Genomic DNA, 15,837 nt, shown 5'->3' on the forward strand with positions numbered 1-15,837 from the left:
ATAGAAAATAGAAAAAATATTTTGCTTTTTTAAAAAAATTATGTATAATAATTACAGCAATCATAGCAAAGGGGATCACCTGATACCATTCCGAACTCAGTAGTTAAGCCCTTTTACGCCGAAAATACCAGAGATGGGAAAATAGGGAGTTGCTGCTTTTTTTATTCCTTTTTTTAATTGATTTATGAATTAATTCAAAAATTATGAACTTATTTATAAAGTGAAAAATAAAAAGATAATTTCACTAAAATTTTGATAGAGTAATCTTACTCTAAAGCATATTTATAATGTTTAGTAAAATAAAAAGAAAAGATATTCTAACAGATGCGTGATTTTCTAAAACATCTTCATTTAAATTAGTAACAAGATTTAAATCACTGTTTGTAAATAAATATGATTCATAATTAGAAGTAAAAGATACTGTATAACATTCAGTATTTTTTATAATTTTAAAATTAGAAACAATTGGTTCAGTATTTCCAGAAAAGGAAAAAAAGATGCATAAACTGTCTTTTTTCACATAATTAATTCATTTTTCCTGTAAATCTAAATCATATGAATAATGACATTTAATATCTTTTGCTGAAAGATATTTATGAAAAATTGACATTATTTCTAAATTAGAACCTTTACCAAATAAATAAACTTCTTTCTTCTCTTTTAATAATTTAGCTAATTTTAAAATGGCATCCTGATTTTTATGAAATGCGAAAATTAAATTACTTTGAATTAAATTGTAATATTTTTGAATTTTATAATGAACGGGTCTTATTTCTACATTTTGATCTATCTCTTTTTCTTTTAAAACGGAAATAAAATTATAATCTTTTTCAATTTGAAATAATAATCTTTGAAATGTACTAAAACCTAGTTTTTTTACAAAATTTACAACTGAAGCTTGTGAACAATTAGAATTTAAAGCTACTTCCTTTAATTTCAAATTGCTAACTTCATTTAATTTACTTAATAAAAAAATTGAAATAGATTTGTAAATTATATTGATGTTTTGATTAGAATATTTTTCTAATAAATAAATAACATTGTGTTTATGCATTTATTAAATTATATAGGAGATAATATGAAAATTAGTTGAAAAAAGGAATTAAAAGTAAAAATTCAATCTTTTGGTTCTGCGCTTTCATCAATGATTATGCCAATAATAGGAATTTTCATTGCTTGAGGATTATTAACTTCCTTTGTTCATCCAAAAGGTTGAACTCCTAATCAAGAATTGGCATCAATGATTGATATTGGAATAATTTATGTTATTCCATTATTAATTGCTTTTTTAGGCGGAAAAAGAGTCTATGATTTAAGAGGTGCAGCAATTGCATCATTAGTTGCTATTGCTGTAATTGCGGCTGGACAATCATATTTATTTAAAGAAATCACAGAAAGTAGCGGCTCAATGTTGTTAGGGGCGATGATTTTTGGTCCTTTGGCTGCTTTAATTTTAAAACACACAGAAAAATTTTGAATTAACAAAATAAAGTCAGGATATGAAATGCTCGTTAATAATTTCTATCTAGGAATTTTAGGTTTTGTTTTACTATTTCCTATTTTCTATATTTGTGTTTATGTAATTGGCTATTTAAATGTCGGTTTATCAGAAATGGTTAAAGCAATGAAAAATTATAAACTTTATCCATTATTAGCGATAATCATTGAACCAGCAAAAATTTTCTTTTTAAATAATGCTATTAATCACGGAGTTTTTACTCCTTTAGGAACAGCTGAAGTAAGTGAAACTGGTAAATCAATTTTATTTTTATTAGAATCTAATCCAGGCCCAGGATTGGGTGTATTAATCGCTTGAATTATTTTTGGAGGAAGAAAAAATAAAGAAATAAAAGCTCAAGCCGCTTCTACTATTCCAATTCATTTTTTAGGCGGAATTCACGAAGTATATTTTCCATTTGTGCTATTAAAACCACTATTAATTCTATCAGTAATTGCAGGAGGGATAGTTGGAAATTTAACTTTCCAACTATTTGATGTAGGTGCAGTTGCGCCTGTATCTCCAGGTTCTGTAATTTCTCAATTTATACAAGTTAATAAAAATTGAAAAGATATTTTGGGATTAACTTTAGGAATAGTTTTTTCAGCATCATTTTCATTATTGTGTGCTTGATTAACTATTTATTTAACTGAAAAATATTCTAAGAAAAAAATGATATTGACAAGTGATTTAAAAATTGCCCAAGAAAAAAGCAAAAATATGAAAGTTAATAAAGAAAATAAAATTTTTGATAAAAAAATAAATGTTATTTTTGCTTGTGATGCAGGAATGGGCTCTAGTGTTATGGGATCGGGAATTTTTAAAAACTTATTAAAAAGTAAAGAAATTAATAATATTGAAGTTGCTCACAAAGCAATTAATAATTTACAAGGAGATGAAAAAATTATTATTACAATTCATTCCTTATTTGATAGAGTTAAAGCAAAAAATCCTAATGCAAAAATTTATGATTTAGATCAATTTTTAAATAAAAAAAGATATGAACAAATAATTGAGGAAATTATAAATGAAACAAATTAGTGTGCTTCATTTTGGAGCTGGAAATATTGGTAGAGGTTTAATAGCAAATATTTATAAGCAAAATGATGTAAAAATTTATTTCATTGACACAAATAAAGAAGTTGTTGATAAATTAAATCAATTAAAAAAGTATCAAATTATAAATGTTGAAACAAATGAAAAAATTGAAATTAATGATTTTAAAGCAATTTGATCAAACGAAGAGAAAAAAATTGTTGATTTAATAAATGAAGTAAATATCGTTTCTACTTCAATTCAAAGTAATAATTTAGTTTATATTCAAAAATATTTTCAAAAAGCTGATAAAAGCAAAAAGAAAGATATTTATTGTTTTGAAAATGGTAATAAAATTTCAGAACAGTTTAAAAAATCATTAAATTTAAATTCTAATTGAAATTTTATTAATGTTTCTATTGATTGCATCATTCCACAAGTTATTAATGATGAAAAAATGACTGTTTATGTTGAAAATTATTTCGAAATAATTGCCCAAAATAATTGTTATTATAAACTGAAGTTAATTAAATATGTTGATCAAATCGATCCATACATAATAAGGAAATTAGTTTTAATAAATGGTCTTCATTCAGCAATTGGTTATTTAGGACATTTTTTAAATTATCAATATACAAATCAATCATTTAATGATGAAAATATTAAAAAACAAATTCAAAATTTAGCAAACGATTTAATTTTAGCTCTTAATTGAAAATATAATCAGTTTAATAAAGAAGATTTGATTGTATACTGAAATAAAATTACTAAGCGTTTTTGTTCTAAATATATAAATGATTTAAATGTTCGAGTCGCCCGCAATCCATTGCAAAAAATTAGCATAAATGAAAGATTTTTTGTAATTTATAGACTTTTAAACGAAGCGAATATAGATAAAATAAATTTAATAAAAATAATTAATTATTTATTAAAATTCGATTATAAAAATGATTTACAATCTTTGAAAATGCAAAAAGAGTTAAATAATAATTTACAATTATTTTTAAATAATTATTTTAGTTATTGAAATAAAAAAGATTTAAAAACTTTAAAAGAATTATATAAAGGAGAAAGATGTTAGATAAAAAGAGCATTTATTTAAATGTAGATTTAAAAAATAAAAAAGAAATTTTTGAATTTGTTTTTGATAAATTTAAAAGTCAAAACTCTGTAACTGATCAATATTTAAATTCAATGATTCAAAGAGACAAAGAATCATCGGTTGCTATTGGAAATTATTTATTTTTACCTCATGGAAATTTTGATTGTTCGCCATTTGTTTTGAAAAATAATATTATTTTTGTTTCTTTAAAAGATATTATTAAAATTGATAATCAATTAATTAAATTTGTTGTTGCTTTGGCACTAAAACCAGAAAATCAAATGGAAGCAATAGGAAACATTGGTATTGCATTTTCTGATGAAGATGAAGTAAAAAAGCTAGTTAATAAAAAAGAATTAACTATTGATGATATATTGTCCTTTTTAAATTTATAAAATAAATAATTTAAAAAATGATCACCTATTTTTGATGATCATTTTTTTTTTTTTTTTTATAATCATTTATATTAACTACATCTGAAAATAGTAAATTATTTTCTGTTTTAATATGATGAGAAACAATAATAATAATTTTGTTTTTTAAGCTTTTTAAATTTTTAATTATTTCTATTCTTGTTTGATAATCAATTGCCGATAATGCTTCATCTAAAATTAATATTTTTCTATCTAAATAGAAAAACACTGCTAGTTGTACTCTTGTTTTTCGCCTTTAGATAAATTTAAAAAATCTTGTTCAATATCAAAGTCAATTTTAGCTAATTCACAAGCTTTTTTTAATTTTAATTCATCAACATTTTTTGTGTATAGACTTATTACATCTTTTGCACTTTTAATAAAATTTATTTCTTCATTATTAAAATAAACTAATTGATTTAAAAAATTTAAATACATTTGTTCATTAAATTGTTGATTATTAATTAGTAAATTACCTTTATCAATTTTTTTGATATTTAAAAGTGAATTTATAATTGTTGTTTTTCCTGAGCCACTTTTACCTTTAATTAAATAAATGTTGTTTTCTAAAAATTCTAAATTAATATCTTGTGAAAATAAAATTTTATCTTCTATGTAAAAATTGATTTTCTCCATTTTTATTGTTTTAATTTCTTGGTTAACATTATTTTTTAAATTAATAGTTTCTACTTTAAATTCTTCTATCCTGCTTTTTAATGCACTATTTTCTCTTGCTTCTTTATAAGTTTCAACAGCAAAAATTCCTGAATTTTTGCTGTCATTAAATATTTTTTCAATTAATGAAACTAAAATTTTATTAATCGGATTAATAATGCTTGTTATGGCAATAGTCAAAATAACTAATCGATCTATAGCTGAACTGAATAAGATTTCTCAAAACTTTAGTCAAATTTTCTTTTTTGACAATTTAAATGATTCATCATTTGATTCAATATTTTCTTTTTGAATTAAATTTTTAAAAATTGCTGTTTTATTATTTCAATAAAATGCTTCATAATTATTAACGATATTAGAAAAATTAGCAATATTTTGATCAACTTTAACTAAGTAGTTTTCATTGACTTTTTTTATTTTTTTACTATTTATAATTGGTAAAAAAATAAAAAGTAAAAATGAAATTATCAAAAAGCCAATAACAAGTAAAAGTCAATATGAATATAAAAATGATTCAATAAAAATGAAAATAATTAAAAATGTAAAAATTGTTGAATATCAAAAAATATTATAAAAATTGTCTAAGTAAAATGAATAATAGTTATTAATATTAGTCTCTAAATCAAAAACTTTTGAATTAGAATTTTTTGAGTGAAAATCAGTGATTTTTTGATTGCTAATAGCTTGATAAATTTTTTGTTTTTGTTCTAAAATAACTGTCTTTTTCTGTTTTTTTATAAAAATATTAACTAGTGATTTTATAGGGAGACAAATCAATTCTAAAATTAAAGATAAAACTTGAAAAATAATAAACTGTTTATTATCAATGTTATTTTCAAAAAGTATTTTAATTGCTTCAATTTGAAAATAAATTGATAAAACAGGGAAAAATGATAAAACAAATAATAATAGTAATATTGAATTTGTAATCGGTTTTTTTAATAGCGTTTTTATCATTATAGTTTTACCACCTTATCAAATTTTTTATAATCATTGTCAGAAAAGTTATGAGATATTTCAATATAAATTCTTGAATTTTCCATTATAATTTCTCTAACTTTTTCTGCCATTTTATTATTTAAATTGTTAAATGATTCGTCAAGAATTACTATTTTATTGCTAGATAAATATAATAGACGAGCTAGAATAATTCTTTTCTTTTCTCCTTCACTTAATTTAAATTCACTTGTGTTAATTTGTATTTCCAAATTCAAATAATCTATTTCTAATAGTTTACAAATTTCTTTTAGTTTTAAAGAATCTATTTGTTTTGAAAATAAAGAAATATTTTCTTCTATAGTCCCATTTAACAAATTATTTTCAGTACCAACAAATATAAAATTTTCTTTTATTTCTTGATTGGACATTTCCATAGCATTTTGCTCATTTCAATCAATTGATCCATTAAATGAAATTTGCTCAAAAACATTATTATTTAAAAGTAAATTAACCAATGTACTTTTCCCCGCGCCACTTTTGCCAACTATTGCTAATTTTTCATTTTCTTTTAAAGATAAATTTAAATTTTTTATTATATTTTTTTCATTAATGAAAATGTTTAAATTTCTTATGTTTAACTCATTAAAATATAAATTGCTTTTTTCAGTTTGAATCTCTTTTTCTTTAACTTCATCTAATTCATTTATTAATTCTTTTGCTAATGAAAATGCTGGAATTGAACGATAAATGTCTGTAATATTTAAAGTTCAACTTGAAATTAAAATAAAAGCAATTAATAAAATGTCAATTGTAAAATTGAATAAATTGTAAAAAGTAAACAAACTAAAAATTAAAATATTAATAATTATAAAAAGTGCTATAACAAATTCATTAAGTGCATCAATTTTAAAATATTTCTTTTCGTTTTTATAAATTTGATTATGATTATCTTTTATTTTTAAATTTAATAAGATAAATCATAATTTATTTTTTCTCATAAGGAAAAAATATTTATATAATTTTAAAAAGTTGTTTAAATGATATCTGTTTTCTTCTTCTAAATCAATTGATTTATAATCAATTTTAGTCATTAAAAATAGTGTTTTATTATAGTATAAAATTAATAAAATTCCCATTATAGTAACTAAAATTCCAATAATTCAATTAAAATAGAAAAATAAAGTAATTATTACAATAAATTTCATAATGTCTTCAATTAAAAGAAAAATTATTTCGTAGAAAAAACCTGAAATTTGCTTCGGAATTTCTGTTGAATAATACAAAATTTCTTCGTCTGTCTTTAACTTAAATTTATTGACCGAAAGTGTTTCGAGATTATCTGTTGCCTCTTTTATTAAAATATTAATAATTGTATTTAAATATTTTTTATAAAAGTGTTTATATATACTATTTAGTAGTACATTAAATATCACAAATAAAAGTGATAAAAAACTGTAGATTAATATTTCTTTAATTTCATTTGAATTTAAAATTGAATTAAAAATTTTAAATAATGAAAAAAATGAAAGACCAAAAATTATAGATTTTATTGCAGAAATTAAAATTAATAAAGAAAATCTAAATTTATTTATTAAAATTATTTTTATTTTTTGTTTCATAATTCCTCCTAATTAAATTATTAAAAAAACACAGACAAATTAATTCTTTTATGCTTAGGAATTAATTTGTCTGTGTTAAATAATTAACCTTTTCTATTAAAAAATAAATTTTGTAATTAAAAAATGCTATCAACCACTTGGGTTGTTCATTTTCCGTCATTTAATCTTTTAAAGTTGCTATCCACTGTTAATAATTTATACAATTCACCTCTTTTTTTAGTTAAGAGGTTTTTTTCTTCTTCGTCAGAAAGTTTTGGTAAATCTTTTACTCATCTTTCATACAAATGTTCCTTAACATAAAGAAAAATTTCTTCAAATTCTAAATCTTTTGTATTATTTAAAATTTCTTTAGCTAAATTAATCATTGTTTTCATTTTGATTACATCCTTTCAGGAGTTGACACTCCTATTAATTTCATCGCTATTTCTAAAACGGTTTTTGTAGCCTTGACAAGTGCTAATAAACTGGTTTCGTTTTTGCTATTAATAATTTTTACATTAGAATAAAATGAATTAAATTCCTTTGCTAATTTAATTAGATATTCAGAAATTAAATTAATTTTATAATTTACACTAATTTTTTTAATTAATTCAGGAAAATCTTTTAAAACATTTATTAATTTGATTGCTAAAGCTTCGCTTATTTTGCTAGCTTTTTGATTTAAATATTTTCCTTTATTTAGTAACTGATTGGCTCTAGCATAAGCATATTGAACCATAAATACTGGATTTTTTTGTGAATTTTCTTTTGCGATTTCCACATCAAAATCTAAACCTGAATTTTCTGATCTATCTATCATGAAAAATCTTACTGCATCTTTTCCCACTAGATGAACTAGTTCTCTAGCAGTAAATGTAATGCCTTTTCTTTTAGACATTTTTAATTCTTGACCATCTTTCATTAATCTAACTATTTGACAAGTCAAAACTTTAAAATCATTTTTTGAATCATAACCCAATTGACTAAGTGCTATTTCCATTCTTTTTATGTATCCGATGTGATCAGCACCTCAAACATCAATTAATTTATCAACACCACCATTATCTAAAAATTTTTGATTGTGATAGGCGATATCTGGTAAAAAATATGTATAACTTCCGTCTTTTTTAATTAAAACGCGATCTTTATCATCGCCAAAATCACTTGTTTTTAACCAAAGAGCACCATCTTTTTCGTATGTGCCTTTTAATTTACTTAATGCTTGTTGAATTTTATTTTCTTTATAAAGTAACTTTTCACTTGCAAACTTATCAAATTCAATACCTAAAAGTTTTAAATCTTTTTTTATTTGATTCATCAAAATAAATACCGAAGCATTTTTGAAAAAATTTCTAACTTCTTCATTTTCGAAAGAAGAGCTGACAAATTTATCTCGATATTTTTCAATAATTACATGAGCAACTCAAACAATATCTTGACCAATATAAGAATTTTCAGGCATTTTTACATCTTTTTTAAAATGTTGTAAATATCTTGTAAAAACAGAAATAGCTAATAAATCTATTTGATTACCTGCATCATTTATATAATATTCTTTAAAAACTTTGTTTCCCGCAAATTCTAACACATTAGCAAGTGTAGCTCCAACCGCCGCTCCTCTAGCATGTCCAAGATGTAAAAATCCCGTTGGATTAACAGAAACAAATTCAATGTTTATTTTTTGATTTTGATTAAGTTTTCCATAATCTAATCCTTTTTCATTAATTTCATTAACTTGTTCAACAAAAATATTATTTTTAACAAAAAAATTAATAAAACCAGGTTTAGCAATTTCTATTTTTTCAATAAAATATTTTTCTTTATCAATATGAGTAACTATTAAATTTGCTATTTCTAATGGGTTTTTATTTAATTGATTTTTTAAAGTTAGTGCAATATTTGTCGAATAATCACCAAAATTTTTTGGTTCAGTTAAAATTATCTGTTTATCAATTGATAATTTATTTAACGCCTGTTTAATAGCACTAATAATTTGATCTTTTGTATTCATTTTATTTACCAACTACAACTACAGCCGGTTTAATTACTCTATCATATAATTTATAACCATTGCTTTTAACTGATATTATCTTATCTTTTAATTGTTCATCTTCTATAGTTTCAAAAACATCATGTAATTCGGCATCAAATTCTTGACCAACATATGGTTCGATTTTACTAATTCCAAAGTCGGCAAAAACTTGCTCAATTTGTTTAAATAACATTGAAAAACCTTTTACATAATTTAAAATTGCAGGATTGTTTTGTTTTTCTCCAGCAGAAATTGCTAATTCAAAGTTTCTTAAAGGGATTAAAAAACTTTCAAAGAATTTTTGAATTCCGTATTTTTTAATGTTTGTTAATTCTAATTCGACTTTTGAAAAATTTTCATCTTTATGTTTTTGAATTTCTTCTTTTGCTTTTTGCTGAATTTCTATTGCCTTATTTTTTAATTCTTCGTTATTTTTTTCTAATTGTAATTTTAATTTTTCGTTTTCTAACTCTAATAATGAAATTTTAATTTTATATTTTTCACTTAAACTTTTTTCTTCTTTTTTAGATTCTTTTCTTTTTGAAAATTTATTTTGTGTTTTACTATTATAACTTTTTTTCGTTTGATTTTTCTTTGGATTTTCTATTGAATTTTCTTTTTCTTTTTCCATTATAAATCCTTTCTATTTTTCTTTCTTTAAAAATTCTTCTAATAAATTTAAAGCATTTAAAACAAAGGAATAATCCATTCTTTTTGTCGGTCCTACAACGGTTATTTCTTTGCTGATCTCTTTATTTTCAATCTTTTTAGAAATAAAGGCAGCCTCTTTTGAATCGATTTTAATTTTTAAATTTTCATCTTCCTCAATTTTATCTTCAATTGTTTCTCAAATTGATTTTTTTTCAATTAACTCTAATATTTCAGTTAATTTTTCACGAGATATCTCTTTTGATAAAATTAAACTATTTTTATTAAATATTTTATTTTCGATTTCATTTTTAAAATTAAAAACATTTTGCATAAATGTTTTTAAAACATTATCAAGATTTTTTATTTCTTTCGCCAATATTGGGGCAATTAATTTTACTGTTTCTTGGATTTCATTTAAAGCAACATCAATTAGTCTTTCTTTAAATACTCTAACTGCTATTTTTATGTCTTCTTTCTCGACTTCGTCGCTAAAGAAAATTGTTTTATTTTCTACTCTTCCTGATGAAGTAACTAAAATAATTACACTAGAATTTTCATCTAGTATAGTTAAATTAATAGAACGTAGTTTTTCTTTTATGGAACTAGTTGAAGTGACTAAAGTTATTCCTGAAATTTCAGTTATAATTTTTGCTGCTTCATCAATTGTTTTGTCAATTGATAATCTTCTTTTTGCAAAAATATCATTTAGTCTTTCTTCAAGATTCTGATTTTCTGATGATTCAACATTTTTTGCATAGTATCTATAAGCCTTTAAAGATGGAATTCTTCCGCTTGATATATGCGATTTTTCTAAATATCCATCTTTTTCCAATTGAGCCATTATACTTCTAATTGTTGAAGATGAAACATTTAAATTATATTTTTCTTTAAGAGTTTCTGAACCAATTGGTTCACCTGTTTCAATATAACTTTTAATAATTTTTTCTAAATAATCAAATTTTTTGTCGCTTTTTTTATGTTCCATAGTATTATTTTAATATAAAATAATATTTTTAATAAATGTTTTTTGCAAATTAATATAAATTTAAAATTTTTTATTTCAATTAAAAATATTAAAATTTGATTAAAGGGGATTTTAAATTATTTTTTTAATTTAATATACTATTCTATTTTGGATATTTTTTTGTATAGTCAACTACTATGAAGTTTTCTTTTAGAATTTCAAAAATATTTTTATTATTTTTTAAAGAAAAATTTACTGAATTTGCTAAAAGATCAGAAAGCCTAATCAATAAATGATGTTTTGAATTGCAATATTGTAAATGAATATTGTTCGGATTTAAATTAGGAAAGATAGCATCTCATTGAATATCGTATTCATAATTATACATCCCCTTTGTGAATTCCTTGACAATAGAACTTTTTAAATCATATCATCCTGAAGTTTTAATACTTTGATTATCAACATTGATAAATATTTGCTGAACCTCTTTTAAGTTCAATTTAGTTTTTTGTGTTAAATCTAAAATTGCTGATTTAATTATAAATTTATATAAATAATCTAAAAATCTTCTCCGATTTTTTTGATTTTTAAAAATCTCTTTTTTTCTAATTTTATCTTGTTCAATGTAAATAGAAAACTTATGAAAATCTTTAAAACGTTTTAAAATTTTAATAATTCTATATTTATTTTGTGCATTAAAAGAAATTCCCTTAAGTTCTTGATTTTTCGGAATAGAAAGTTGTTTTTTTACACTTTTTTCGATAGAACCATACATTATTAATGCTTGTTGTAATTGTTGGTCGCCAATAAAAATAAAACCTGAATAAACAAAATACTTTCCCTTATTATCTAATACACCAGATTCATCTGAATAAATATACAGATTCATATTACCTCCTTTTATAAATATAATTATAAATTAAAAATTAGCACTTTCAATCAAAAAGTGCTAATTTCATTACTAAATTTTATTTTTCTTGTTCTTCTTTCTCGATTACTTGATTTAATGATTCTTGTTCATTCAACTTTGCTTTTGACCTAATTTGTTTTCTTTTTTCTAAATGTGATTCAATTAAACTTATGTATATAAATGAAAGCGAAACACCAATTGCTCCGATTATAATAAATATATCAGCAAAATTAAATGTTCCATTATCTCTTCAAGGTATAAATAAAATATCTTTTACACCGTTATTATACATAAATCTATCAATCATATTTCCAAATGTTCCAGATCATAAAAATCCGATGAAAACTAATAAATAATATCTTTTACTAAATACCATTCAATAAGGGGTAACAATTACAATAATTAAACTGAATAAGTGAATGAATCAAAAACCACCAAATAATCTTTCAAGTCCAGAAGTCACACCATAGTGCATAAGCGGTCTAAAACCGATAAATCCATAATCGATAATTGTGTTATTTTCATTTCAATTAGGCTTTGCGGTAAAATATTTATGTTCAAAAATTAAATTTTTGCTTAGTTGATCAATTAATGTCAAAATTAATAAAATTGAAACTGTTAGTATAGAATTTATAATTAATTTTTTCCTATTAAAAGCAATAATCGATTTTTTTCAGTCATTTAATACTTTATTTGCTTTATCTTTCATTTTTTAAAACCCTATCACATCTTTGGCAAATGTCATTAACCATTTTTTCTTTTTCAAAATGATTTCAGCATCTTTGACATTTAAACGAATCAAATGATGTCACTTTTAATGTTTGAGAAAATTCAACAGAACCAACCATTAATAATTTAACTAAGTCTAATTTTTTAATAAATTCACTATCGGAATTTATAAATACCTTAGCCTCATTTTGTCTTTTAAATGTTCCTAGTTTTATTTGTTCTTCTATTAATTTATAAACTTCGTCTTTTAATTTAAAAAATTCTTTTCATTCATTTTCTAAATCAGTTTTAATTTCTTGAAATTCAAAAAAATCTTCCAAATGCACAGATTCTTTTTTATCTTTTTTATTAATATACGAATATGCTTCTTCTGTTGTGGTAGGGATAATTGGAGAAAGTGCAATTAAAAGAACTAATGTTAAATTATATAGATTTTTTTGAATCATTTTTCTTTCTACCGAATCTTTTTCGTCGGCATAAAGTGCATCTTTTACTATTGAAAGATAATATCCTGAAAAATCAATAATAAAATTATTAATTTCTTTTACAACTGCTAAAAATTTATGCTCATCATAATTTTTAATAATAGAATTCTTTAGATTACTTATTCTTTCATCTATTAAGGCATGAATATCAGTTAATTTTACATCTTGCTTATAATCAAAATCATTAATATTACCTAGTAAAAATTTTAATGTATTTCTTATTTTTCTATATATTTCGATATTTTGTTCAAAAATTTTAGTTGAATATGAAACATCATCTGAATATTCACTATTTGCTATTCATAGTCTAAGAACATCGGCTCCATATTTTGAAATTAAATCAAGCGGAGCAACTCCATTTCCTAACGATTTAGACATTTTTTGCCCTTTAGAATCAACAATAAATCCATGTGATAAAAGTTCTTTGTATGGAGCTTCTTTTCTAAATACAACAGAATTTATTAATGAAGAGTTAAATCAACCACGATATTGATCAGATCCTTCAAAATATAATTCAAATGGTTTAGTTGTTCCTTCAATTTCTACAGCAATTGAAGTTGAACCTGAATCAAATCAAACATCCATTATATCCATTTCTCTAGTTCAATTTTTATTTCTGTATTTTTCTGGCAGTAATTCATCTGTTTCCTTTTCATATCAAATGTTACTTCCGTGTTTTTCAACTAAATCAATTACATAATCAAATACTTCTTCATTAATAACTGGTTCATTATTTTCATCATAAAAAATTGTAATTGGAACTCCTCAAGATCTTTGACGAGAAATTGTTCATTCATTTCTATTTTCGATCATTTTAGTTAAACGTTTTTTAGCTCAATCATGATGGACTTTAATCTTTTCAATTGCATTTAAAATTTCTGGCTTAAATTTATCAATGGAAACGAATCATTGTGGTGTTCCCCGATAAATTATAGGTTTTTTAGTTCTTCAATCGTGTGGATATGAGTGCTTAATAAATTGTAATTTTAACAACTCTTTTTGTTCATCTAAAAATAAACCAATGGATTTATTTGCATCTTCATAAAACATTCCTTCATATACTCCGGCTTCGCTGTTTAAAACACCATCTTTTTCAACATGCATAATAAATTCTAGATCGTATTCTTTGGCAATGATAAAATCATCTTCACCAAATAAAGGAGCCATATGAACCATTCCGGTTCCACTGCCTATTTCAACATGATGTCCTAAAACTACTTTTCCAACTTTTTCTCTTTTTATAGGTCTTCTATATTCTACATTCAATAAATCTTTACCTTTAAAAGTTGAAAGAATTTTATAATCAGATCATTTAAATTCTGCTGCCAGTTTTTCTATTAATTCAGTTGCTAAAATATAAATGTTTTCATTAACTGAAATTCTTGAATAATTGAAATTTTCACCAACAGCAACTCCTGAATTGGCAATTAATGTTCAAGGCGTTGTTGTTCAAATTACTAAATTTTCTCCTTTGTTTACAAATGAATTTCCTTTTGTTATTTTTAAAGAAACATAAACTGATGGCGATCTGTGCTCTGCATATTCAACTTCCGCTTCTGCTAATGCTGTTTGACTAGAAGGGGATCAATAAACTGGTTTTAAGCCTTTTCTTAATAATCCTTCTAATGCCATTTTCTTTAATAAAGTTAATTGTTTCGCTTCGAATTTAGGTCTTAAAGTAACATAAATTTCCTTAAAATCACTTAAAAGTTGTAATTTTTTCATTTGCTCTTTTTGAATTTCAATTTGCTCTCAAGCATATTTTTCTGCTTCTTTTCTTAATTCTAAAACTGAAAAATCTTTGTGATTTTTATTGAGTTTTTGAAGCATTTTGAGTTCAATTGGTAATCCATGAGTATCTCATCCATTAATAAAAGGAGAATAAAAACCTTTCATCATTTTATATCTAACAATAATATCTTTAATAGTTTTATTTAAAGCATGCCCTAAATGAAGATCTCCATTAGCATATGGAGGTCCATCATGTAAAACATACTGTTTTTTACCTTTGTTTTTATTTACTAATTTTTGATAAATTTGTTTTTCTTCTCAATACTTTCTAAATTTTTCGTCTTTTTCTGTTAAATTTGCCTTCATTTCAAATTCTGTATATGGCATATTTAATGTATTTTTATATTGTTTTTCCATATTTTTCCTTTTAAAAATAAAATTAACATTCAAACTTAACTTAGCAAATAAATGTTATATAAACAAAAGAAATTTTAGTCCACTTTACTAAATTATTATTAATTTTATATTCGTTGATTTTATAAGCATTTTATTAAAAAATTATTTTTATATTATTTTAGATTATTTTACAAGTATTATTTTACAAAAAAATAAAAAAATTATAATAAAAATAAATAAAATGATATAATTTTTATTATTTAGACGAGGTATTTATGGATAAAACAACAAATAATACAGTAGAAATTCTTGTTAAAGATTTAAACAATACAGTGGAAATGCTTGATAAAAATCTTATTGGGACAAATACAATTAATATTAATGCAAAACCTGAACAAAAATTAGAAGAAGAAAAAATCTTTAATCCTGGAAAGGCAAAGACAAGAGCAGGAAGAAGAAATAGATGATTTTGAGGTGGATTTTTAGCAGTTTGCATAACAAGTTTTGCTGTTGCTGGTTCATATTTAATATATAGAAATCAAATTAGAAAAGAGTCTAAGAATCCTGCTGTTGAAACAACAAAAGAAGTTCAAAAAGACAAAGAAGAAGCACAAAAAAATGCACAAGGCAATACAAATAGTCAATAATTAGTTTTAAGTTTGAAAGTTATAATCTTAAC

Annotated in this window: 15 protein-coding genes and 1 rRNA gene; 5 read left to right on the forward strand and 11 right to left on the reverse strand. The window is 22.7% G+C overall.

What is annotated here, in order from left to right; genetic code table 4:
• The first annotated feature begins 52 nt into the window (after nt 1–52).
• Nucleotides 53–158, forward strand: a 5S ribosomal RNA gene (gene rrf / locus QEG99_RS04140).
• A gap of 113 nt (nt 159–271) precedes the next feature.
• Here the strand turns inward: rrf and QEG99_RS04145 are convergent.
• Nucleotides 272–1,054 carry a MurR/RpiR family transcriptional regulator gene (locus tag QEG99_RS04145; RefSeq protein ID WP_280101927.1) on the reverse strand — a complete coding sequence of 261 codons (783 nt, stop codon included), beginning with the start codon at nt 1,052–1,054 and terminating at the stop codon, nt 272–274.
• A gap of 24 nt (nt 1,055–1,078) precedes the next feature.
• On the opposite strand from QEG99_RS04145, the gene QEG99_RS04150 reads away from it, so the two are divergent.
• Genes QEG99_RS04150 through QEG99_RS04160 form a run of 3 tightly spaced genes read left to right on the forward strand, consistent with a single transcriptional unit; the run spans nt 1,079 to nt 4,030 of the window.
• The gene (locus tag QEG99_RS04150; RefSeq protein WP_280101928.1) at nt 1,079–2,539 is read left to right on the forward strand and encodes a PTS mannitol transporter subunit IICB; all 1,461 of its coding nucleotides are present in this window, start codon (nt 1,079–1,081) and stop codon (nt 2,537–2,539) included.
• Nucleotides 2,526–3,614 (forward strand): mannitol-1-phosphate 5-dehydrogenase, encoded by a 1,089-nt coding sequence (locus QEG99_RS04155; protein WP_280101929.1) that lies wholly within the window; start codon nt 2,526–2,528, stop codon nt 3,612–3,614. The genes QEG99_RS04150 and QEG99_RS04155 overlap by 14 nt, the downstream gene beginning before the upstream one ends.
• Complete coding sequence (locus QEG99_RS04160; protein ID WP_280101930.1) at nt 3,608–4,030, forward strand: PTS mannitol transporter subunit IIA; 423 nt, start codon at nt 3,608–3,610, stop codon at nt 4,028–4,030. Before QEG99_RS04155 ends, QEG99_RS04160 begins: the two co-directional genes overlap by 7 nt.
• 25 nt (nt 4,031–4,055) lie before the next feature.
• On the opposite strand, the gene QEG99_RS04165 is transcribed toward QEG99_RS04160, so the two are convergent.
• From QEG99_RS04165 to ileS, 10 genes are all read right to left on the reverse strand, one after another.
• Nucleotides 4,056–4,277 carry a P-loop NTPase family protein gene (locus QEG99_RS04165; protein ID WP_280101931.1) on the reverse strand — a complete coding sequence of 74 codons (222 nt, stop codon included), beginning with the start codon at nt 4,275–4,277 and terminating at the stop codon, nt 4,056–4,058.
• 2 nt (nt 4,278–4,279) lie between these two features.
• Entirely contained in the window at nt 4,280–5,680 is a 1,401-nt protein-coding gene (locus QEG99_RS04170; RefSeq protein WP_280101932.1) for an ATP-binding cassette domain-containing protein, read from the reverse strand.
• Complete coding sequence (locus QEG99_RS04175) at nt 5,680–7,281, reverse strand: ABC transporter ATP-binding protein (protein ID WP_280101933.1); 1,602 nt, start codon at nt 7,279–7,281, stop codon at nt 5,680–5,682. Before QEG99_RS04175 ends, QEG99_RS04170 begins: the two co-directional genes overlap by 1 nt.
• 116 nt (nt 7,282–7,397) lie before the next feature.
• The gene (gene rpoE, locus QEG99_RS04180) at nt 7,398–7,655 is read right to left on the reverse strand and encodes a DNA-directed RNA polymerase subunit delta (RefSeq protein WP_280101934.1); all 258 of its coding nucleotides are present in this window, start codon (nt 7,653–7,655) and stop codon (nt 7,398–7,400) included.
• 5 nt (nt 7,656–7,660) lie between these two features.
• On the reverse strand, nt 7,661–9,271 hold the full coding sequence (gene argS, locus QEG99_RS04185; protein WP_280101935.1) for an arginine--tRNA ligase: 1,611 nt from the start codon (nt 9,269–9,271) through the stop codon (nt 7,661–7,663).
• 1 nt (nt 9,272) lies between these two features.
• Nucleotides 9,273–9,923, reverse strand: coding sequence for a nucleotide exchange factor GrpE (locus tag QEG99_RS04190; RefSeq protein WP_280101936.1), 651 nt, complete (start codon nt 9,921–9,923; stop codon nt 9,273–9,275).
• 12 nt (nt 9,924–9,935) lie between these two features.
• A complete protein-coding gene (gene hrcA / locus QEG99_RS04195) occupies nt 9,936–10,928 on the reverse strand; it encodes a heat-inducible transcriptional repressor HrcA (protein ID WP_280101937.1) in 993 nt (330 codons plus the stop codon).
• Nucleotides 10,929–11,070: 142 nt separating this feature from the next.
• The gene (locus QEG99_RS04200; RefSeq protein ID WP_280101938.1) at nt 11,071–11,796 is read right to left on the reverse strand and encodes a DUF3800 domain-containing protein; all 726 of its coding nucleotides are present in this window, start codon (nt 11,794–11,796) and stop codon (nt 11,071–11,073) included.
• Between the two features lie 79 nt (nt 11,797–11,875).
• The gene (locus QEG99_RS04205) at nt 11,876–12,526 is read right to left on the reverse strand and encodes a signal peptidase II (RefSeq protein WP_280101939.1); all 651 of its coding nucleotides are present in this window, start codon (nt 12,524–12,526) and stop codon (nt 11,876–11,878) included.
• The gene (gene ileS / locus QEG99_RS04210; RefSeq protein WP_280101940.1) at nt 12,516–15,179 is read right to left on the reverse strand and encodes an isoleucine--tRNA ligase; all 2,664 of its coding nucleotides are present in this window, start codon (nt 15,177–15,179) and stop codon (nt 12,516–12,518) included. Before ileS ends, QEG99_RS04205 begins: the two co-directional genes overlap by 11 nt.
• A 254-nt stretch (nt 15,180–15,433) precedes the next feature.
• Between ileS and QEG99_RS04215 the strand changes: the two genes are divergently transcribed.
• Nucleotides 15,434–15,805: a hypothetical protein gene (locus QEG99_RS04215; RefSeq protein ID WP_280101941.1), complete on the forward strand. Its 372-nt coding sequence runs from the start codon at nt 15,434–15,436 to the stop codon at nt 15,803–15,805.
• Nucleotides 15,806–15,837: the final 32 nt, after the last annotated feature.

Source organism: Mesomycoplasma lagogenitalium, from assembly GCF_029854295.1.
Classification (GTDB): domain Bacteria; phylum Bacillota_I; class Bacilli_A; order Mycoplasmatales; family Metamycoplasmataceae; genus Mesomycoplasma_A; species Mesomycoplasma_A lagogenitalium.